Origin of the sequence: Levilactobacillus cerevisiae (assembly GCF_003946245.1) — a bacterium.
Lineage (GTDB): Bacteria > Bacillota > Bacilli > Lactobacillales > Lactobacillaceae > Levilactobacillus > Levilactobacillus cerevisiae.
The window spans coordinates 93,862-114,339 of record NZ_RHNN01000006.1; the positions used below are offsets into that span (position 1 = coordinate 93,862).

20 protein-coding genes are annotated in these 20,478 nt (G+C 52.7%); 12 read left to right on the top strand and 8 right to left on the bottom strand.

Annotated elements, in window-relative coordinates; translation table 11 throughout:
* The first annotated feature begins 207 nt into the window (after positions 1-207).
* Positions 208-1,143, top strand: coding sequence for a DMT family transporter (locus EKM99_RS03905; protein ID WP_125581147.1), 936 nt, complete (start codon positions 208-210; stop codon positions 1,141-1,143).
* A 633-nt stretch (positions 1,144-1,776) separates the two neighbouring features.
* Here the strand turns inward: EKM99_RS03905 and EKM99_RS03910 are convergent.
* Positions 1,777-3,855, bottom strand: coding sequence for a heavy metal translocating P-type ATPase (locus tag EKM99_RS03910; RefSeq protein ID WP_191983294.1), 2,079 nt, complete (start codon positions 3,853-3,855; stop codon positions 1,777-1,779).
* A 56-nt stretch (positions 3,856-3,911) separates the two neighbouring features.
* Positions 3,912-4,355 carry a CopY/TcrY family copper transport repressor gene (locus EKM99_RS03915; RefSeq protein ID WP_125581149.1) on the bottom strand — a complete coding sequence of 148 codons (444 nt, stop codon included), beginning with the start codon at positions 4,353-4,355 and terminating at the stop codon, positions 3,912-3,914.
* A gap of 356 nt (positions 4,356-4,711) precedes the next feature.
* Here EKM99_RS03915 and EKM99_RS03920 point away from each other — a divergent pair, with 356 nt between their 5' ends.
* The 3 genes from EKM99_RS03920 to EKM99_RS03930 all read left to right on the top strand — a co-directional run bounded on the left by EKM99_RS03920 (position 4,712) and on the right by EKM99_RS03930 (position 8,367).
* A complete protein-coding gene (locus tag EKM99_RS03920; RefSeq protein ID WP_125581152.1) occupies positions 4,712-5,941 on the top strand; it encodes an oxidoreductase in 1,230 nt (409 codons plus the stop codon).
* A gap of 86 nt (positions 5,942-6,027) precedes the next feature.
* Complete coding sequence (locus tag EKM99_RS03925) at positions 6,028-6,933, top strand: LysR family transcriptional regulator (protein WP_125581154.1); 906 nt, start codon at positions 6,028-6,030, stop codon at positions 6,931-6,933.
* A 168-nt stretch (positions 6,934-7,101) separates the two neighbouring features.
* Positions 7,102-8,367 (top strand): D-alanyl-D-alanine carboxypeptidase family protein, encoded by a 1,266-nt coding sequence (locus EKM99_RS03930; protein WP_125581156.1) that lies wholly within the window; start codon positions 7,102-7,104, stop codon positions 8,365-8,367.
* Positions 8,368-8,502: 135 nt separating this feature from the next.
* Here the strand turns inward: EKM99_RS03930 and EKM99_RS03935 are convergent, their stop codons facing one another.
* From EKM99_RS03935 to EKM99_RS03950, 4 genes are all read right to left on the bottom strand, one after another.
* Positions 8,503-8,886, bottom strand: a complete 384-nt coding sequence (locus tag EKM99_RS03935) for a DUF1828 domain-containing protein (protein ID WP_164511510.1) — start codon at positions 8,884-8,886, stop codon at positions 8,503-8,505.
* Between the two features lie 159 nt (positions 8,887-9,045).
* On the bottom strand, positions 9,046-11,619 hold the full coding sequence (locus EKM99_RS03940) for an ABC transporter permease (protein WP_125581160.1): 2,574 nt from the start codon (positions 11,617-11,619) through the stop codon (positions 9,046-9,048).
* A gap of 9 nt (positions 11,620-11,628) precedes the next feature.
* Positions 11,629-12,330 (bottom strand): ABC transporter ATP-binding protein, encoded by a 702-nt coding sequence (locus EKM99_RS03945; RefSeq protein WP_125581162.1) that lies wholly within the window; start codon positions 12,328-12,330, stop codon positions 11,629-11,631.
* Between the two features lie 472 nt (positions 12,331-12,802).
* The gene (locus EKM99_RS03950) at positions 12,803-13,192 is read right to left on the bottom strand and encodes a DUF2255 family protein (protein ID WP_125581164.1); all 390 of its coding nucleotides are present in this window, start codon (positions 13,190-13,192) and stop codon (positions 12,803-12,805) included.
* Positions 13,193-13,573: 381 nt separating this feature from the next.
* Here EKM99_RS03950 and EKM99_RS03955 point away from each other — a divergent pair, with 381 nt between their 5' ends.
* The 3 genes from EKM99_RS03955 to EKM99_RS03965 all read left to right on the top strand — a co-directional run bounded on the left by EKM99_RS03955 (position 13,574) and on the right by EKM99_RS03965 (position 16,543).
* Positions 13,574-14,419, top strand: a complete 846-nt coding sequence (locus EKM99_RS03955) for an aldo/keto reductase (protein ID WP_125581165.1) — start codon at positions 13,574-13,576, stop codon at positions 14,417-14,419.
* A gap of 621 nt (positions 14,420-15,040) precedes the next feature.
* On the top strand, positions 15,041-15,787 hold the full coding sequence (locus tag EKM99_RS03960; RefSeq protein ID WP_225419775.1) for a matrixin family metalloprotease: 747 nt from the start codon (positions 15,041-15,043) through the stop codon (positions 15,785-15,787).
* A 165-nt stretch (positions 15,788-15,952) separates the two neighbouring features.
* Entirely contained in the window at positions 15,953-16,543 is a 591-nt protein-coding gene (locus EKM99_RS03965) for a sugar O-acetyltransferase (RefSeq protein ID WP_125581167.1), read from the top strand.
* Here EKM99_RS03965 and EKM99_RS03970 read toward each other — a convergent pair.
* On the bottom strand, positions 16,540-17,421 hold the full coding sequence (locus EKM99_RS03970; RefSeq protein WP_125581169.1) for a LysR family transcriptional regulator: 882 nt from the start codon (positions 17,419-17,421) through the stop codon (positions 16,540-16,542). The genes EKM99_RS03965 and EKM99_RS03970 overlap by 4 nt on opposite strands.
* Before the next feature lie 145 nt (positions 17,422-17,566).
* Between EKM99_RS03970 and EKM99_RS03975 the strand changes: the two genes are divergently transcribed.
* From EKM99_RS03975 to EKM99_RS15755, 4 genes are read left to right on the top strand one after another with little or no spacing between them, the layout of a single operon-like run.
* Positions 17,567-17,950 carry a DUF2255 family protein gene (locus EKM99_RS03975; protein WP_125581170.1) on the top strand — a complete coding sequence of 128 codons (384 nt, stop codon included), beginning with the start codon at positions 17,567-17,569 and terminating at the stop codon, positions 17,948-17,950.
* 19 nt (positions 17,951-17,969) lie between these two features.
* Positions 17,970-18,335 (top strand): MerR family transcriptional regulator, encoded by a 366-nt coding sequence (locus EKM99_RS03980; RefSeq protein ID WP_125581172.1) that lies wholly within the window; start codon positions 17,970-17,972, stop codon positions 18,333-18,335.
* Positions 18,322-18,660, top strand: coding sequence for an aldo/keto reductase (locus EKM99_RS03985; protein ID WP_225419776.1), 339 nt, complete (start codon positions 18,322-18,324; stop codon positions 18,658-18,660). The genes EKM99_RS03980 and EKM99_RS03985 overlap by 14 nt, the downstream gene beginning before the upstream one ends.
* 43 nt (positions 18,661-18,703) lie before the next feature.
* Positions 18,704-18,883 (top strand): hypothetical protein, encoded by a 180-nt coding sequence (locus EKM99_RS15755; RefSeq protein ID WP_164511511.1) that lies wholly within the window; start codon positions 18,704-18,706, stop codon positions 18,881-18,883.
* A 41-nt stretch (positions 18,884-18,924) separates the two neighbouring features.
* Here the strand turns inward: EKM99_RS15755 and EKM99_RS03995 are convergent, their stop codons facing one another.
* Positions 18,925-19,284: a low temperature requirement protein A gene (locus EKM99_RS03995; protein ID WP_164511512.1), complete on the bottom strand. Its 360-nt coding sequence runs from the start codon at positions 19,282-19,284 to the stop codon at positions 18,925-18,927.
* A gap of 217 nt (positions 19,285-19,501) precedes the next feature.
* On the opposite strand from EKM99_RS03995, the gene EKM99_RS04000 reads away from it, so the two are divergent.
* Entirely contained in the window at positions 19,502-20,449 is a 948-nt protein-coding gene (locus tag EKM99_RS04000) for an aldo/keto reductase (RefSeq protein WP_225419777.1), read from the top strand.
* Positions 20,450-20,478 lie beyond the last annotated feature (29 nt).

Genomic DNA, 20,478 nt, shown 5'->3' on the forward strand with positions numbered 1-20,478 from the left:
GCTTCACAATAAGAATCTCGTGAAAGTTTCCTGAATTCGCCAGGATTATTGGTCATCTTTGTTATAATAGTCAATGCTGCATAAATGAGTATCGAACGACTGACTGTGGGTGTCAGGCCCGCGGTCGTGAAGGATTTACTAGGCATAAGGGAATGAATAAAAGGGAGGAATGAGCATGAATTTAACAACGACTAAGGTGGGACGCGCATGAAACCACAACATCATTTACGCGGCGTCTTGTTGGCGAGTGTGGCCTGCATTTTGTGGGGAATCTCTGGGGTTGCCGCGAGTACCCTCTTTACGTTAAATCCCCATGTGACGGCATTATGGCTCACCCAGATTCGGATGATCAGCGCCGGCGTGATCTTATTGGTCTTCGGCCAGGTCGCGGGTATCAAGCCGTTTGAAATTTGGCGGCAAAAAGCGACTGGCCTGCGCGTAATCAGCTACGGCCTATTGGGATTGGTGCCGGTTCAGCTGTGCTACTTCGAGGCCGTGAAGGTGGGCAACGCGCCAGTTGCGACCATCATCCAATTTCTCGGGCCCTTCATCATCAGTCTGTATTTCCTGTTATTCAAGCACGTGACGCCGACCCGACCAGAGGCGCTGGGGATGTTCATGGCGTTCGTCGGGACGCTGCTGATTGTGACCCACGGCCATTTGAACAGCCTGGCCATCTCGCCGGTCGTCCTCTTCTGGGGCGGCCTGTCAGCGATTGGTGTGGCGACCAACACGTTGTTGCCACGACCGTTATTGCCAAAATTTGGGGCCGTCTCCGTTACCGGGTGGGGACTGCTGGTCGCTGGCATCTGTCTAAATATTTTCGGTCCCGTCTGGCAGGAACACGTCACGTTAAACTGGGTCGGTTGGAGCATGATTGCTATCATTATCGTCTTTGGCACGGTCATCCCGTTCCTGATGTTTGCGCACGCGCTGGCCTATATTTTACCCACCACGGCGAGCCTGCTGGATGCGTTTGAACCGCTGTCGGCAACCATCTTCTCCGTGATGTTCCTCAGTGTTCAGCTGACCAAGTTCGACTTGATTGGCGGGGGACTGGTGATCTTAGCGGTGATGGTGCTGTCGTTAAATGGGCGCCAGATGCTTCGCCTAATCCACCGCTTCCGCACCAACGCGGGCTAAACTGGTTTTTGACTCGCCTTACCGGGCGGGGATAATAGGCTGGAACGCTGGGGGAGGGCGCCCGAAGCCGTGGTGCGGTCTTCGGGCTTGCTTTGAGCCTCATAGTGCGAGTCTCAAAGACACCATTTTCTAAGTAGACCTCTTAGAAAATCCCCGGCTGAGCCTATTATCCCCGCCCTCACGGCTAAGACTGGTTTAGCCCGGGTGGTGCTTTGCTTGTCTCTGCTTGTTTTCTTTTTAGCTGGCATGAGTGAGCGCCAACGTTGAAGTGGGGATCTGAACGCAATCGTTACTGAAATCAATATGTACAAAAATGGCGCAAGGCTTGTCAAAAGTGACAGGTCTTACGCCATTTTAAGTCGTGGTGGTTTGGTTTAAATGAATATAAATCTAAAGTGAAGCCTAAGGTGACTCGCAACACCGTCGCAACTGACGCACACCGTGTCAGCCGTGAGGGCAGGAAAAATATATTCAGCCGGGGATTCTCTAAGTGACTTGCTTAGAGAATGGTGTCTTTGAAACGCGGTTTTAGCGGTTCAAAGCAAGCGCGAAGACCGCACTTTGGATTCGGGCGTCCTCCCCCAGCGTTCCAGTATATTTTTCCTGCCCGGTAAGGCGCGGACAAGGACAATGCTAGTCAGTTGCGACCGTCTTGAGCTTGAGGGTCATGGCGTTGATGGCGACAATGACCGTGCTCAACGACATCACGATCGCACCAACCATTGGGTTCAAGATGAAGCCAATCGGCGCGAGCACGCCAGCGGCCAGTGGAATCGCAATCAGGTTGTACCCAGCACCCCACCAAAGGTTTTCGGTCATCTTACGGTGAGTTGCGCGAGCCAAGTCTAAGAACTGGATGACGTCGGCCGGATCACTGGAGACCAGGATGATGTCGGCGGATTCAATCGCAACGTCGGTCCCAGACCCAATGGCCATCCCAATGTCGGCACGGGCCAAGCTAGGCGCATCATTGACCCCATCCCCGATGAAGAGGATCTTGCCCTTCTGCTGGTACTCTTGGACTAAGCGTTCCTTGTCCTCGGGTAAGAGTCGTGCCTGGACCTCAGTGATGCCAATGCTTGCGGCAACCTTGTTGGCCGTCTCTTGGTTATCCCCAGTCAGCATGACGGGCGTAATCCCTTGGTGCTTCAGTGAGGAAATTAACATCTTGGCGTTCGGTTTGATCTGATCGCCTTGCGCGACTAAGCCGAGCACCTGATCGCCGGCAACCAGGTAGCTGATGGAGTTTCCTTCGGCAGCGAACTGGCTGAACTGATCGTGGTCGTAGTCCAACTGCTTTTTCTCCAAATAGTTTACGGAAACGACACCGTACGTGGTCCCAGCGATGGTCCCAAATTGGCCCATCCCAGTTTCCTGACGGGTGTCCGTGGCGGCGGTAACCGTTAAGCCCTTAGCTTTGGCGGCCGTTAAAATCCCGGTAGCCAGTGGGTGACTGGAGCCACTTTCGAGGTCAGCCAAGCGTTGTAAGACCGTTTGTTCATCTAAATCAGCGGCCAAACTAACCAGGTGATTGACTTTGAATTCACCCATCGTTAACGTGCCAGTTTTGTCCATTAAGGCATACTTTATTTGATTAACTTGTTCCATGGCGGTCCGGTTACGGATCAAGAGGCCGTTTTGGGCGGCCAGAGCCGTACTCCGGGAGACAACCAGTGGTACGGCCAATCCCAATGCATGGGGGCAGGCGATGACGAAGACGGCGACGGCCACGGGTAAAGCGGTGGCGAGGTTACCAACGGTTAACCAGACGACGAAGGCCAGAATCCCGACGAAGAGGGCGGCGTAGAAGAGCCAGCCGGCAACTTTGTCGGCCAAATTTTCAGCCTTGGACTTGGCCCCTTTGGCATCGGTGATTAATTTCATGACTTGGGCTAAATAGCCGGAATCCCCGGTTCCCGTGACTTTAGCGGTCAGGGTCCCGGTACCATTAACGGCACCACCAATCAGCTCATCATCGATGGACTTGTTCACGGCCTTGGATTCACCCGTGACCAGCGATTCGTTAACGGCTGAGGTCCCACTGATAATTTTAGCGTCAGCTGGAATTTGTTCACCGGCACGAATGACCACCGTTTGTCCGACTTGTAAGTTACTTAACTGCACGTCGGTAATATTTCCTTGGTCGTCCTGGACGTGGGCTTCTTGTGGTAAGAGCTTGCCCAAGGCATCTACGGCGGACCCGGCGTTCATAATGGTATTCATTTCAATCCAGTGGCCCAACAACATAATTACAATCAAGGTTGAGAGTTCCCAGAAGAAATTGTTCACAACTGGCGTGACGTGGTAAACGTTGTTGGCAATGACGGCGTAGATGCTGTAGATGTACGCCACGCCAATGCCCATGGCAATCAGGGTCATCATGGCGGGCCGCTTCATTTGAATTTCAGCCTTGGCGCCACTGAAGAAGGCACCACCGCCGTAGAAGAAGAGCACCGTGCCGAGAATGGCGACCACCCAATCACTCCCGGGAAAAAGCCACTGGGTGGGAACGAGGTGCATGCCCATCATGGGGGACATCAGAACGACCGGAATGGTAAGGATCAGGGAGACCCAGAACTTCCGTTTCAGGTTGCCCATGTGCATCATGTGGCCATCGCCCATGTCCATATCCATGTCGTTCATATCCATCTTGCTCATATCCATGTGTTCGGTTTCGTCCGGGGCACTGGTCGCCATCTTGCTGGCACCCATGCCCTTAGCGTCGTGCTGCATGTTCATGTGGCTCATGCCTAAATTTCGTTCATTTTTCATTCTTCACAGCTCCCTTCACAACCGTCTGGCAGGCAGTCACAGTGGACTGAGGCCGGCGCGGTTGGCAATTTCTTGGCCAAAACGTCGATCAAATTCTGGACGTCGGCCTGACTCATTTCGGTTTCCTCTAACACGTGGGCGATCGCGGTTCCCCGGTGCATCGCACACATTTGACTGAGCTCGTTGGTGAGGGCGGTATCCATGGCGTTTTGCTCGGGAATCAGCGGGGTGTAAATGAACTGGCGGCCCTGTTTGGTGGTGGCCAGCGCACCCTTCTTAACCAGTCGCCCGATCAACGTCTTAATGGTGGCGGGCTTCCAATCGTGTTGCTGTTCTAGTAAATCAATGATGGTGCGGCTGTCGGTCTGTTTGAGCGTCCAGACAATCCGCATGACGCGCCATTCTGCGTCGGAAATGGTGACGGCTACTGCTGTGGCCATGGGTAACAACTCCTTTTTTGTAAGACGTGTATTCTTAATTCATGGCTTGAGTTTACATCTGTAAACGCAAAGTGTCAAGGGGGAAGTCTCGCTGAGTGATGGTCGAGTGAGTGGTGGACTAGCCAGACAGGTGGATTAAAAGGCCGTCACTAGGGGGCTATGACTGATAATAGGATAATTCTGAAGATAAGGATACTCGGACGTGCGATTATTTTGGCGATTGTTAAGCTGACACCCGCAACGATTTGCGAAGTGACTAGCATAAGCTGAACTTATGGGGGTTAAACAACTAGTTGTTATTATTTTCACAAATGCTAGTGTACACTGAACCTATTAAGAAATAGGAGGAATCACTCATGACAAAACACTTAACAGACCAGGTTACTTTCCGCCACGGCGCCACCACGAATAATCGCTTAGTCCAGTCGCCAATGCTGACAAACAGTGGCAAAGACGATGGCTATGTGACGCAGGATACAATCGATTACTATAATGCGCGGTCCCAGTCGGCCGGCATGGTCATTGTGGAATACACGTATGTCAGTCATGCCGGTGGTCCCTCCCGTTCTTGGGCCGACAATCGCCTTCAGCTGGGGTTATACAAGGATGATCAGAAACCAGGCTTTGCCAAATTAGCCAAGGTGCTAAAGAAGGATGGTAACAAGGCCATTCTCCAACTGGTCCACTCCGGGCGCGAGTCCAATTACAGAGCCAAGCAGGGCGAAAAAGTTTACGCGCCGTCAGCCTTTGATTTTGGCTTTCTGGACTACGAAGTGACAGAGTTGACCGACGCCGAGATTCGCCAGATTATCCAAGACTTTGGGGCCGCCACCAAGCGAGCCATCGACTGCGGTTTTGATGGCGTCGAACTTCACGGCGCCAACCACTACCTGTTGCAGGAATTCTTCTCCGCCTGGTCTAACCGGCGAACGGATGAATGGGGCGGTCAAACGCTGGATTCCCGGATGCATTTTATTTTGGAAGTCGCCCGAGAAATCTTCCGGGTGGTGAAGGCATATGCCCCCAGCGACTTTATCGTGGGCTACCGCTTGAGTCCTGAAGAAATTCATGGCGACAACGTGGGGTACGATTACAAGGAATCCAACCAACTGATCAAAAAGCTGACAGAAACGTTCGACTTTGACTACATCCATTTATCATTACCACAATATAACGCCCGGCCTGCTGGAGTTGCGCAGACGTACGCGCAAATGGCCAAGCCGAATTTAACACCAGCTACCAAGCTGATGATTGTGGGGAATGTCATGTCCGAGGCAGATGCGGTCGATGCTTTAAACGATACTGACCTCGTCGCAGTTGGTCGGGCAACGTTGATCGATCCCGAGTTTGGTCTGAAAATTTGTGAGGGCCGCGGGGATGAAATTATCCGTGAAATTTCGCCAGCTCAGGTGAAGGCAGCGAAGTTGACCCCGGGCCTGGTTAACCTGTTCTCAGATCCCAAGATGGAACCCCACTTGCCCGGTCGTGAATCCATTTATCCGCTACACGTGGCTGGCTCACTGGACAAGTCCGTTTTGAAGAACGGAACGAGTGCGTCCTATAATTTGGATGCGTTTAAAAAATAAATTGTCATGAGGTAGAGCCGTGAGTCCGTTAAGACGCACGGCTCTTTGCGGTATAATTAACCTAATAATGAAGGGCGGAATGACCGATGAACTTGGAACAGATGGCCTACTTAGTTGAACTGAAGCGCACGCAAACGTTGTCCCAGGCGGCACGGAATCTGAACATCAGTCAGGCAGGATTAAGCCAGTCGTTGGACAGTTTGGAAGCCGAGCTGGGGGTCAAACTGTTCACCCGGACCCGCAGCGGCACCCGGCCAACGAAGGCGGGAGAGAAGATGATTGGCCACGCGCAGGAGATCGAATCGCAGTTACAGATGATGCAGACGCTGGCTGAACAACAAAAGCAGGTTGCCGAACCCCCGCTACGGATCGGTGTGATGAACGAGGTGCCCAATTCCCTGTTGGATTGGCTACTGGCTTTTCAGGACCGCCAGCCACAGTTCAAGGCATACTTGGCGGAAGCAGACAGTGAGCAGATTATTGCGGGCGTCAAAAATAACGATTTTGATATTGGAATTGTGGCGGTCAACGCCGCCAAGCTGGAAACAATCCAGTCGTTGGACTTCACCGAAATTGGGCAGGGACAGTTCAAATTGTACATGACCACGAATCACTACCTGGCGGACTACCCGGATCCCATCCCATTAGATTTGCTGAAGGAACAGGAATTTGCGTTGTTCATTGATGATTATATTTCAGAATTTGTGGCGGCAATTGCTGCCCAGACGGGGCCACTCAACGTGATTTTACAGTCAACGGCGTTCCGGGTGGTGCTCGAGACCATGAAGAAGTTCCAGGCGGTTTCCATCATTCGGACGACCCAAGTTCGGAATCGGTTATACGATTTTGAACAACACAGCTTAGTGGCACATGAGCTGACTGGCCTCGGGTTGCCAGCCGTTCCGACCTTTAAATATGGCATTATTAAATTGCCCCATAAGCAATTGACGTCAGTTCAGAAGCAGTTTGTTCAAGGGATTAAGCCGATGTAATTCCCGAAACTGGAAGCGGTGTCAGCTCTGAAAATTAAAACTATGGTAATAATATGACAAATATACTTATAAGAAGTTAAAATTTTAGCAAGTTTGTCCGCCAACCGGCCATCGCTCCGTGGGTTTTGTATAATAGACTGTACGAAATTGAAAGGAGCGTTGACGCTCGTGGTGTTATTTAAACGTTGGCTCCGCCGGGGAGTACTGCTGAGTTTGCTGGCAGTCCTTTTGGGTGGTGGCCCGGCAACTAGTGCGGCTGCCAAGACCGTCACCAAGGTTCAGGCGCGAGCCGCCTACGTGATGGATGCGCAGAGTGGGCAAGTGTTGTACCAGCAAAACGCTGACAAACGCTACCCCATCGCCTCATTATCGAAATTACTGACCGTTTATTTGACGGTTAAAGCCATTAATGATGGCAAAATTAACTGGAATGATCAGGTCCCGATTAGTCAGGACCTTTTAAAACTCAGTCACAGCTACGCTTACTCCTCACTGCGGATGAAAAAGGGCGAGACGTTTACCGTCAAACAACTGGTGGCTGCGGCCATGATTGCCTCGTCCAACAGTGCGGCGACGGCCTTGGGTGAGTACGTGGCTGGGAGTAATGCCAAATTCATTCAGTTGATGAATCAACAGAGTGAGGACTGGGGCATTGAAGCCAACTTCATCAGTTCGTCCGGCTTGGACAACACCGATTTGAAGGACTACAACTTGGTGCTTCCAGACACGGGCAAAAAGGCAGAAAATCTGGTTTCGGCGAAGGCCATTACAACGGTGGCCCAACACCTGATTCAGGCCGACCCAGGGATCGTGCAGATTTCCAGTCAGAAGGAAGCTAGCATCAACGGGACCGAAATTTATAACGAAAACACGTGTTTAAAGGGTCAGTCACACTATGACAAGGCGACCAATATTGATGGCTTGAAGACCGGTTATACGGAAAACGCCAAGTTGTGTTTCACCGCGACTTACACGGTGAATGGGCAGCGGATGATTGCCACGATTTTGGGGGGCGACACCACGTTCTCTGCGATGAATAAGCTGATTAAGCAGTTGAAGAAGTCGTACCAATTGGAAACGACCGCGCTGACCGATCGGCGGATTTCGTTGGCTAATGGGTTAGCGACGACCGTGACGGCCGAACCGACCAATAGTCAGGCCGGCGTCTGGTATCAGAACAAGACTGCTGGGTTGACCACCAAGGTGGAAACCAAGTTGACCCCGGCGCAAATGAGTTCGGGAACCGTCAACGCTGGTGATCCCGTGGCACAGGCAACGGTCATCGACACGCAAACCGGCTCCAAGCAAGAGGTTACGTACCACTCGCAACAATCGGCCACCCTCTTCGCGGACCGAGTCGTCTTCACGTCCCAATCCCAAGTGGACCAATTGCTACAAGCATTGGTGAAACCGCTGGATTCGGCGTTTGAGTAATTTTTAGATAGGAAAGGGGTCGTGACGTTGGTCACGGCCCCTTTTGACGATCACTGATGTCAATGTCGGAGGAAATGCTAAATTCGCTGGCAACCTTTAAGGCAGGTAGTCGGATTGAAGCGCTAGGGCTAATTTTCAAAAACTAAGGTCGTCAATCCTGAGAATAGCTGAGATTAGATGTTGCTGCATCACAGGAAAATCTGTGACGGTACCAGTAACTTGAAGAACGTCTTCGTGTCGTGTGATTGAAAATTCTTCGCAGGTGTTATGAATCACGCGTTTCCGTAAAGCGCTATCGGTATTGATGCCCAGCAAAGACAGATTATTCACCGTTTCACCGTCATCGTCCAGTTGGACACGATTGTTGGGCAGGGCTGAGACATACAAACGAATGTTATCGCCAATATTATTGTGGAATGGCGTACTGATCTCATCACTCTCGCTGTTCTGAAGATGTGTGACTTGGAATTGGCTGCGAAGCCAGTTGGTGTAATCATTAAGCCATTTGTCGGTTTCCAATAGAGCTGCCTCCAGTGTTGGTTTTGGGCGAAATAATTTCTTTATCTATCAAATTGATTATACGTCAGAAATGCGGGTAATGAGACCATCGTAACTGTTAAAAAATACTAGCGTGAGGATTTTCCAAATTCCCACGCTAGTATTAAAAAACAAGCCATGTTAATCCACCGAAGCCAGCGCATCCAACATATTAATCCGCTTCAATTTTCGGTGCATGATGGCCATGACCAACAGGCTAAAGGCCAGCGTTAACAGTGCCGCGTAGACGTAGCTCACCCAGTGAATGCCGGGGGAGAACATCAGGCTGTCGGTCTCGGCCGTAGTTAAAATGTAGCTGTGCAGCCAATCGCCCAGGAAGCAGCCAAAGAAGATGCCCAGCCCCGTCAAGATGAGGTTCTCCCGGAAGATGTACATGGTGACCTCGCCGTCATAGAAGCCCAGCACCTTGATGGTCGATAGCTCCCGAATCCGTTCGGAAACGTTGATATTGGTGAGGTTGTACAGCACCACCAACGCCAGCGCACCAGCCGCAACCACGAAGATCACGACCACCAGATTCATGGTGTCCAGCATCTGGAAATTGTTTTTCTTTTCCGTGCTCAGCAGGGTGACGTTCAACATGCCCAGAGTCTTCAACAGGTTATTGGCAAAGGCGTTCTGCTGCTTTTGCCCGTGGTGGTTAAACTGAACCAAGTTGCCATTGTAGACGGGTTTCGCCCCGAAAATCTGCTGGTAGTAGCTCGGGGACAGGTAGATGAAATGGTTGACGTAATTTTCCGCAATGGCCGCGATGCGCACGTGCTTGAGTGACCGATTGCCCAGTTTGATTGGCAGTTGGTCGCCGACCTTGACGTCGTAGAGCTTGGCCAATTTCTCGTCGATGATGGCGCCCCGATTGTTGAGGTGGTAGGCGGTGTGACTGATGCGGTTCCGCAGGACGACAAAACTGTTCAGGTCCTGGGGATGTTGCGGCACGCCCAGCGTGGCCGTTTGGTTGGCGACGTCTGAACGTTCCACCGTGACCTGGGATTGTTTCACGACCAGGTCATTTTTGTACAGTGACTGGCGGTGGAGCGCCTGTCGTTGCTTCGTCGTTTGCGAACCGTTACGAACAACGATGGCGTCATAGTGCCACAGCTGATTGAATTGTTTCACACTGATGTCGCCGATAGAATCCTTCAGGCCGAAGCCGGTGATCATCATGGCCATACAGCCAGCGATGCCCAGCACCGTCATCAGGAGGCGTTGCTTGTAGCGAAAGAGATTACGGAGCGTGACTTTTTGATTGAAATTCAGCCGCCGCCACAGACCGTGCCAGCGTTCCAGCCAGAGCGTCTTCCCGGCCTTGGGCGCCTTCGGTTGCATCAACGTGGCCGGTAAGCTGTGCAAGTCGACCCGCAGGACAATCAGCGCGCTCCCAATGGTGCAGGCCAGCGCAATCACCAGCGCAATCAGAATGTCGCCCCAGAGGTATTGCACGTTGATGGCCGGCAGATTGTACATGCTGCCGTACGCCTGCGCGATGAAGCGGGGGAAAAAATTGACGCCGAAACCCACGCCCAGCAACGTTCCCAAGAGACTGGCGAGCCCGCCGTAAAGAATAAACTCACTCCCAATGGTGGCATTGCTGTAGCCTAGAGCCTTCAGTGTCCCCATTTGGACCCGCAACTCGGCGACCATCCGCGTCATGGTCGTCAGGCAGATCAGGGCCGCAATCGCAATGAAAAATAGCGGGAAGACCGCGGACAGTGCCACGACCCGTTGCGTATTCTCGTGGTATTCGCTGTACCCTGGATTGGCGGCGCGACTCGAGAACAGGTAGGTGGGTTGGGCAATCGCCGTGATGGCGGCCTGGGCGTGGGTGATTTGGGCCTGTGCCTTTTGCAAAACCGGTGAATTGGCCGGTAACTGTTGCGCTAGTGCTTGGACCTTAGCGGCTTGTGGCGCAAGTTTGGCTCGGGCCTGTCGCTGGAGTTGGGCCTGGCGTTTGGCCGCTTGGGGGGCTAACCAGCGTTTGAGCTGGGCTGAATTGGTCTTATTTAGGCGCTTATATTTCGCCGTATAAGGCGTGACGCCGCGCAGATTCTTGAAGCCAACATCCACCCGGCTGGCAACCGTCTGTGTCAGCGTGCCCGGCTTGACCAGCGCGAAGTAATCCAGCGTTCCCTTGCCCACGGTCGTCACGCCGCGGGTGGTCCGCTCAATGTAGCGCGGGGAGTTCACGAAGCCGACAATCTTAAACGTCCGCCGGGTAAACTGGCGGTTCAAAGCGCTGGTTGTAGCGATGCGGTAGGTCGCGCCCAGCTTGAGGTTGGGCTGTAACGTCCGCGCCTGCTGGTCCAACACGATTTCGTTTGCGCGCCGGGGCAAATGGCCGCTGACCACCGTGACTCGGTTGAGCTTACCGCTGGGTAGTTCGGCCACCCGCACGACCTGATTGTTATTCAACTGATTGATGTCTAAGTATTTCACGGCTTGATACGAAATCTGGTCGCGGTGCTGGTGCAAAACGGCTAGGTCGCTCTGGGTCACCCCAGCCGTTGATTGCACGCTGTTGGTGGCCAGGTTCTGCTTGGCGTAGTAATCCGTGGCCGCCTGCAACATGTCCGGTCCCGTAGCACGAATCCCCGTGTAGAAAGCGACGCCGAGAAAGATGATCAGCATGATTGAGATGAACCGGGCCTTCGAGCTGCCAATTTCACGCAGTAAAAGTTTCCAAAAACTCTTTGTCATGGTCGCCACCTACCATTCAATGGCGGCGATGGGCGTCGGGTCGGGGTTCTGCTGAATCGACTGCACCTTGGCGTCATTAATATGAATAATTTGATCGCCCATCTTGGCAATGGCGCCGTTGTGGGTCACGATGATGACGGTCATATTGGTCTGGCGCGCGCCGTCCTGAATGACTTGGAGTACCTGCTTGCCAGTCTGATAATCCAGCGCGCCGGTGGGCTCGTCGCACAATAACAGTTTGGGATTCTTGGCAATCGCCCGGGCAATCGCGACCCGCTGCTGTTCACCACCGGAGAGTTGCGCGGGAAAATTGCCGGCGCGGTCAGCCAGGCCCACGAGTCCCAACGTTTCGTCCACGTCGCGGGCATCGCTGGTAATTTGCGAGGCCAGTTCGACGTTTTCCTTGGCGGTCAGGTTGGGGACCAGGTTGTAAAATTGAAAGACAAAGCCCACGTCCTGGCGGCGGTAGGTAGTGAGTTGCTTGGGCGTGAACCGGGCAATGTCGGTGCCGTCAATCAGGACTTGGCCACTGGTTGGGCTGTCCATGCCACCGAGAATGTTGAGCAGCGTCGACTTGCCCGCGCCACTGGGCCCAAGAATCGTGACCACTTGGCCGCGTTCCACGCTAAAGGTGAGGGCGTCGTTGGCAATGGTGGTCTGGTCGCCCTGGGTGAAGGATCTGGTTTCGTTTTTAACTTCTATGTAGGCCATATTTAGGTCTCGCTTTCGTCTAAATTAGGATGTTGCTGGTAAGCCACGATGGTTTGCGTTTTAGCATAACCTAATTGTAGGCGGAAACCAGCCGCAACACAATGGTAACCGGTTACACTAGTGGGTGACTGCCGGCTTGCCGTTCGCCAAATTTAGGCTGGAACGCTGTCGGTAGGACGGCCCAAGCCGAAGGACGGTCTTGATCCTCGCTTTGAACCGCCAAACTCGGCGTTTCAAAGTCGCCATTTTCCAAGAAACCCCAATGGAAAATCCTACGGCTGAGCCTAAATTTGGCTCACTCATGCCTACGTTGATCAGGCAAATTTCAGTTGTTGAATGCTCACCAGAATAGTAATTTTTACCATGACGTCTCTAATAGCTGCCAGTCGTTCACTGTCATGATGGGTGAGGAACACGAAAAAGGCAATCCTCAATTAGCGGGGATTGCCTGTCCGTGTTTATTTTCGTAATTTTAGCGAGGCAAGACGTGCAGCGTCGCGTAAACGGGGCCCTCAGAAATCATCTTAGGCAGGGACTTTTGGCCGTCGTACTTGGCCTTGTAGGCTGCGGTGATCTTGGCGTCCAGTTCAGCGGAGTGGTCGGCCATTTCAAAACGGGTGGCGAAGTTGTTGTCGCCTACGCTGATTTCGCCAGCACATTGTGCCGTTGCGGCCATAAACCACTTGGTTTGGTCGCCGTTCCAGCCGCGGGAGTAAACGCTACCATCCACGATGACTTCCCAGATAGGGGATTCCTCTTCAAAGGTGGTCATGTCGGGGTTGTAAGGCTTCATGGTTAACGTGTGGTTGTTTGCAAACATCTCTAATTGTTCAGTCGTCCATTGTGTAGTTGTTGTATCCATAGGTAAATTCCTCCATTATTCTGCGAGTTCGTGTCAACGGTTAGTCAGCCGCGTCTGCGAGAACGCGGGAGAATTTCTTGTCTTTCACTTACAATTCGTAAGTATATACCGTTTGAATATAATTGCAAATACAAATCATGATTAAAATGGCAAATAGTAGTGGAATTTACTGTTCGCTTTAGGATTTTAAATGGTCGCCAATCCGTGATTTAACGGTATTTCTAACGGTTTAGCACGTGATTAGTGAATAGCCAGAAAAATCAGATAAATAAATTAACTGATTGGGTGATAAGCCAGCAAAAAAATTTGAAATTTCCCTTGCCTTAGTCCCACACGAAGGTATTATACTCAGAACCATAAGCAATCAAGGAGGAATGACACATGCCAACAATTACGGATACATTTGATTTGAATAACGGACTCAAGATGCCCAAGGTTGGGTTTGGAACCTGGCAAACGCGCCCAGGCAAGGAAACGGTCGATGCCGTCAGTAACGCACTGAAGGCCGGTTACCGCTTCATTGATACCGCCAAGGCGTACGAAAACGAACAGAGTGTCGGCGAAGCCATCGCTGCTAGCGACGTGGCCCGCGAAGACATCTTTGTCCAAACGAAACTGCCCGCTGAATCCAAGAGTTATGACGCCGCACTGGCTGATTTTGACAGCAGTTTAGCCGCCTTAAACTTGGACTACGTGGATTCTTACATTATTCACGCGCCATGGCCATGGGCCCAAATGGGTTCCAACCATGACGCAGATAATCGCGACGTTTGGCGTGCGATGCAAGACATCTATGACAGTGGCCGGGCCAAGTCAATTGGAGTCTCGAACTTCAATTCACATGACCTGGAAAACCTGTTAACGTGGGATGGCTTGACAGTGACGCCTGCCGTTGACCAGATTCAATACTACGTCGGTCATACGCAGGACTCCATCGTCAAGACGGCTGAGGCCAACAAGATCGTGGTCCAAGCCTACTCACCATTAGCAACCGGTGGCTTGGTAGACAGTCCAGAACTGGAACGCGTCGCTGGCAACTACGGCGTCTCAATTCCACAACTGGCTTTACGTTTCGTCATCCAAAATGGCGTAGCGCCACTACCAAAGGCCCGCGCAATGGCCCACGTGGAAGCCAACGCCCAATTAGATTTCGAAATCAACGACAAGGACATGGCCTTCTTGAACCGCCTGAGCGACGCCAATGGCTGGCATCCGGTGGGAGATTAGGGAAAAGAGCGCGGAGCAGGGCGGTCAGCTGGCGAGCATTAACGGCGCTAAGTGAATAACCCCGGGCTTGGGTTATTTGCTTAGCGTTGTTAAGCGGAACCAGTTGCCCTGCGGAGCGCGTTTCAGAGGCTGCCAGGACCAGGATATAATGGCGAGAGCCAGTCCAAGTCCCTAAGCTATCCCGAACCAAACAAGTTTCCAATAACGATGATTTAAAGCAACGCTAAAGAATCAAGGTATCGAGGGTATCAAGATACTAAAGAATCAAAGTACTAAGGTACCAAAGACACAAAGTCTCAAAGTACCAAGAACCAAAGCCCCAAAGAATCACCCAGGTTTCCCATCAAGAAACCATAACCAACACGCAACATAACAATCAAAAAATCCGCACTGATACTCCCCCGTATCGGCGCGGATTTTTTGACACTCGTCTATGCACATACGAGGTTGGAAATGTCAGTTTCATATTTGTGAGCATGATTCTTTTAAACCCTAAGACATTATTAAATCAAACGATTTCTAGGTACAAGCAATTGCATCCGTTAGTGAAACCCGGTAAAATTCACGCAATCGGTGTGCACAGCCGAGGTTACTAAGGGATTGAGAGAGGAAGATAGTCACGTGAAAATTTTCAGAAGACTGACAGTTGTGGGCCTTCTGGTATTGGCGTTTGGGTGGTTGAGAACGCAACCGGAACTGGTAAACGCGGCCACGACCCGTGCCAGTCAAGAATGGCAACGGCTCACCGCGGTGGTGGCCCAGCAGGTCGTGCCAACCACGACCACGAATCAGTCAAGTAGCAGTCAGCCGACAACGACGCGGACCAAGGGCACGCTTTGGCGCAATACCAAGGAGCGTGCTAGTCAGGCTAAGGTCACGACGACGCCAATTGAAGCCATTGTGCAAGGGGTTCAGTTGGGGCGCACGTACCATTATCAGTTTGCGGATAATCTCCCGGCGGCTGGGAAACGGGCCTTTCAGCAGGCTGTTCAGGTTTATAATCAGACCGGAATCGTCCGGCTGGTACCGGGAACGGCCAGTCAAAGTGGCAACCAGATTACCTTCAAGGCCTATCACAAACAGATGCCGGCGGGCGACACGACCCTGGAATTGGGTCACGGGGGGCCACAGATTACGCAGAAGATTTCAATCAGCGGCCTGACCTCGCGTAACGCGGCCACGGCCAGCTTGAATGCCACGTATCCCGAGGCATTGCGCGCTTCAGTGGCGATTCATGAGCTCGGCCACGCGTTAGGCCTCGACCACAGCAATGCAACAACTTCAGTGATGTATCCGTTAGACCAAGGGCGGACGTCGTTGGCGAAAGCCGATGTCGCCAGTCTCAAGGCAATTTACGAACAGAGTTAGCTGTATACAAAAATCCCCAGCTACCGCGAAATGGCGGTGACCGGGGATTTTTAAGATTCTATCTATGCCTAAAAGCTATGAATAATGATTTAATCTAGGTATTGGATATAGTTGTGCCCGCCAGCTATACTACTCGGTATAGAAACACGTAAAGGAGCGGTAAAAATGACAGAATCAGCAATTTTCCAACGGGCACTCGCGGGCAAGCCCTTGGATTTCACGGGCGAGGATTTTCAAAAAATCAATCAGACCGTCCAGCGGACCCAGGAACTCTTGAAAAAGTTCAACCACATTGACCAAACGGCTGAACAGCGGCGCGCCACGTTAAGTCAGGTTGTCGGCTACAGTGTGCCGGTGTCGGCTGAAATCAACGCGCCCGTCCACAGCGACTTTGGGCCGCACATCTTTATCAGTGACCACGTATTTGTGAATCAGGGCGTGATGTTCGTGGATCTGGGCGGCATTTACCTAGGCGACGGGGCACTGATTGGCCCCGGGACCATGCTGATTACGGTCAACCATTTGGAAGACCCCGCCCACAGACGCGACGTTCAGGCGCAGGCCATCCACATTGAAAAGAATGCCTGGGTTGGCGCCGGCGCCATGATTCTCCCGGGCGTGACGGTGGGCGAAAACGCCATCGTCGGGGCTGGGGCAATCGTGACCAAGGACGTGCCGGCCAATATGATTGTGGTGGGGTCGCCCGCCAGAGTTTTGCGGCGCGTCAAGGGGACGGCGGCGGAACAAAACGACTAGTTGTCGGTTGGCGCCAACTCTGTTCTGACCTGCGCCAAGAGGGCTTGGGCCGCAGCCGATAAACGCTGGCCCTTCAACCACACTAGGCTGGAGCCGGAAGACATCCGCGGTGCGAGTGGCACGAAGGTCAGATCGGATTGATTGGTGTTAATGATGCCGTCGAGTCCCAGCGCGTTGCCCACCCCGGCGGAGACCAATAGCGATGCGTTGTAGAGCAGGTTGTACGTGGCCGTCACGGTTAAATTGGCTTGCGTGAACCCGAAGAGGTCGTGGATCCGATTGGCACCGCCCTGTTGAGGCAAGATCAGTTTCGTTTGCGCCACGTCCGCCAGACTAACTGTGGCCTGTTGCGCTAGCGGCGAGCTGTTCTGCACCAGCAGGCCCCAACGACTTTCGCCGGGTAACCGGAGGAAATCGTAGTCGGTCTTATCGACGGGCTCCATGACGACGCCGAAATCAAAGACCCCGGAGCTGAGTTGTTGGTGGATGTTCGCGGCGTCGGTACTGACGAGGTTAATTTGAACGTGGGGATGGGCTTGATTGAGGTGGCCAATGGCCTGGGCGACCGTCAACATGCTCCGGGCCTCGGCGCTACCGACGAAGACGGAACCGCTGATGTCCTTGGCCTGATGAATGTTGGCCAGCGTCTTGTCGGTCAACGAGAGAATCTGGCGGGCCTGATTGGCAAAGTATTCGCCGTCGGTGGTCAGTTGAATAGTCCGGTTCCCCCGTTCAAAGAGGGTCGTGCCGAGCTCGTCTTCCAGCTCCTTTAACTGCCGGGACACGGTGGGCTGGGACACGTGTAACCGCTCGGAGGCCTTACTAATGTTTTTTTCCTGAACAACCATTAAAAAGTAACGCAACACACGTAGTTCCAAGATAATCGACTCCTTTGGCTGACTGACCCGAAGATGGGGCCATATAACTCATCTGTATAGTGCTTGCCTTAATCTAAGCATGCCACATAGGCGAAGTCAACTCAGACGGCAGTCTTGGTAAATAAAAATGATTGGAGTGAGCAACATGAAAGAATGGACGTCAACCCGGCTGCAAGCGTTTGCGGTCGCCGATGATCTCCGCATCTCGCCATTTTACAGCGATGGCCGGACCTATGGCACACCGACCTGGATTTGGTCGGTGGTGGTCGGCAACCACTTGTACGTGCGCGCCTGGAACGGACCGCAATCGTCATGGTACCAGTCCGCGGTGGCCCAACGAGCGGGCCGGATTTACTTGGCGGGGTGTAATTTCAACGTCACCTTTACCCCGGTGGCCAGTCAACCCGCACTGACGGCCACCGTGGACGCCGCTTATCGGCGCAAGTACGTGGAGAGTGACTACCTGTTGCCAATGCTGCAGGCGGGACCGCGGTCGGCGACGGTAGAAATTCTACCAGAAAACTTATAGAAACGAGGAGGGATGCCAAGTGAAAATTAATGAGGCCGCGAAACGCCTGCACACCAGTGCGTGGACGCTACGCTACTATGAACAAATTGCCTTGATTGCGCCGGTCACCCGGATCAGCGGGATGCGCGACTATGACGAAACGACGATTGCCCAGCTCCAAAAAATTCTCGACTGGCGGGCTTGCGGCGTGACGCTGGACGAAATCAAACAGTTGGCGCAGCTGGATTTACAAGACGACACTGGAGAATCGCAGCGTGAAATTTTACGCAACCAAGCCGGCGTGTTGCGCGACCAAATTGCTCACTTGCAAGGTTCCCTGAATCGCCTGGAAACGCAGATAGAACACTTACCAACTAAGGAGTTGATGACTAGTGGTTTACACTAACTTAAATAATGGCGTCCGGATGCCGCTGCAGGGCTACGGCGTTTTTCAAATCACAGACCTGGACCAATGCGAGCAGGCAGTGGTCGACGCCCTGCATACCGGGTATCGGCTGATTGATACGGCCGCGACGTACGGCAACGAAGCGGCGGTCGGCCGGGCCATCAAACGCAGTGGTGTGGCGCGTTCAGACCTCTTCATTTCATCAAAAGTATGGATTCAAGACGCTGGGTACCAGCGAACCATGGATTCGTTTAACAAGACGCTGGCCAACCTGCAGACGGACTACCTGGACTTGTACCTGATTCACATGCCTTACGGCGACTAGCAGGGCAGCTGGCGGCCGAGTTCAGTTCAAAGGGAATCTGGCGTTGGCGAAATTCTCGGTCGAAATTGCCATTTTCAGCCATGACGGTACCGATGAAGATCAACAAGCTGACCACGATGAGACCCTGTTGCACGGCCAAATTTGGGAGCCAAATACTGCCAATGAACAGCGCCTCACCCACGACGTAGGCAATCAAAAACGGCTGGGTCGTGGTGGCGTGTAGCGGGTCGGCAATCATGGTCCGCAGGTAGAGGTACATGTAAATCAATTGGTTAAACGAGTATGCCAAGATGAACCCGGTATAGTGCCCGGCGAACACGTAGCGGTGACGGCGATCGCCACAATTTGCAAGAGCGCGAAGCAGACGTTTCTGAGGTTATTTTTTCCGTGCAGGTCAAAGTACAGGACCATGTTCGTCCAGGTGTTGAAGAAGAACAGGAACAGTACCCAGAACGTGACGAAGCCGTACAGGTTGAAGTGGGCCGACAAGTTTTCCACGAAACTGTGGATGATGACGACGTAGACCAGGTCCGAGAATAGGTCCAGCCAGGAAATTTTACGGTTAGCGATGGTGTTGGTAATGGTGCGGGGCGCGCCCCACCAGGATTTATGTTCGGTATGCAATTGAAAGCCCCCCCAAAAAGTTTTTAGTATTCGCTAATGATTATACACTTGGTGGCGCGAAAGTTGGGGCCGAAAGCATGCCTCGGGTGGTCGACGCAGAGCATCCCCTAGGTATACAGGAACTGAATGGCACGGCATGAAGACTAAGCATTTTACATTGTGTGGCAACAACCGTATGATAATGGCAACAAATTAAATGAACGAAGGAGATCATCAAATGACACTGACAAATCAACCGAAAATTGCGTTAGGTGCCTGGGCTTGGGGCGACACACCGGACGGCCAAGTCTTTGGCAATCATTTGACCGCTGCGGACTTAAAGCCAGTCGTGGCCGATGCGATGGCTGCCGGATTAACGCTGTGGGACACGGCCTACGCTTACGGGTCCGGGGCTTCCGAAGACAAACTTGGTGAGCTGCTCCAGGACTATCCCCGTGACAGTTACCAGCTCTCCACGAAGTTCACGCCCCAGATGGCCGCGGGCGACAGTGACCACGAGGTAGCGGACATGCTCGCGGGCAGTTTGAAACGGTTGCACACGGATTACATCGACATCTATTGGATTCACAACCCCGGTGACGTGGAAAAATGGACGCCCCAACTGATTCCATTGGTTAAGAGTGGCCAAATCAAGCGGGTGGGCGTCTCCAACCACAACCTCGCGCAGATCAAGCGAGCCAACGAGATTCTGGGTGAGGCCGGCATTCAGATTTCCGCCGTTCAGAACCATTTCAGCCTGTTATACCGGTCATCTGAAGAAGCCGGCATCATTGACTATTGTCGCGAACATGACATGACGTTCTTTGCCTACATGGTGCTGGAACAGGGCCTGTTGAGCGGCCGGTACAGCGTGGACAATCCACTCCCAGCCGACAGCATGCGTGGTCAAATCTACAACCAGGTGCTGCCACAAGTGAGTGCGTTAACCGCTGGCCTGAAGGAAATTGGAGCACGGCAAAACGCCTCGGCGGCTGAGGTAGCGACGGCTTACGCGATTACCAAGGGCACCACGCCCATCATTGGCGTCACCAAGGCCAAGTATATTCCGAGCGAAGCCAAGGCGATGGGCTTAACGTTGAGCGCTGCTGAAATCAGTCAATTAGAGGATTTAGCAGCGGCCGCCAACGTTGATACCAAAGGCTCCTGGGAAGCACCAATGGCTTAAATAAGGTAAGATAAAAACGATATAAAATT

Bases quoted from the DNA above. Each gene is read 5' to 3' on its own strand.
- EKM99_RS03910 (WP_191983294.1), bottom strand. From the start codon at position 3,855: ATGGGTGCCAGCAAGATGGCGACCAGTGCCCCGGACGAAACCGAACAC.
- EKM99_RS03925 (WP_125581154.1), top strand. From the start codon at position 6,028: ATGAACTTGGAACAGATGGCCTACTTAGTTGAACTGAAGCGCACGCAA.
- EKM99_RS03945 (WP_125581162.1), bottom strand. From the start codon at position 12,330: ATGGCCTACATAGAAGTTAAAAACGAAACCAGATCCTTCACCCAGGGC.
- EKM99_RS03975 (WP_125581170.1), top strand. From the start codon at position 17,567: ATGAAAGAATGGACGTCAACCCGGCTGCAAGCGTTTGCGGTCGCCGAT.
- EKM99_RS04000 (WP_225419777.1), top strand. From the start codon at position 19,502: ATGACACTGACAAATCAACCGAAAATTGCGTTAGGTGCCTGGGCTTGG.
- EKM99_RS03920 (WP_125581152.1), top strand. From the start codon at position 4,712: ATGACAAAACACTTAACAGACCAGGTTACTTTCCGCCACGGCGCCACC.
- EKM99_RS03905 (WP_125581147.1), top strand. From the start codon at position 208: ATGAAACCACAACATCATTTACGCGGCGTCTTGTTGGCGAGTGTGGCC.
- EKM99_RS03955 (WP_125581165.1), top strand. From the start codon at position 13,574: ATGCCAACAATTACGGATACATTTGATTTGAATAACGGACTCAAGATG.
- EKM99_RS03915 (WP_125581149.1), bottom strand. From the start codon at position 4,355: ATGGCCACAGCAGTAGCCGTCACCATTTCCGACGCAGAATGGCGCGTC.
- EKM99_RS03940 (WP_125581160.1), bottom strand. From the start codon at position 11,619: ATGACAAAGAGTTTTTGGAAACTTTTACTGCGTGAAATTGGCAGCTCG.
- EKM99_RS03965 (WP_125581167.1), top strand. From the start codon at position 15,953: ATGACAGAATCAGCAATTTTCCAACGGGCACTCGCGGGCAAGCCCTTG.
- EKM99_RS03950 (WP_125581164.1), bottom strand. From the start codon at position 13,192: ATGGATACAACAACTACACAATGGACGACTGAACAATTAGAGATGTTT.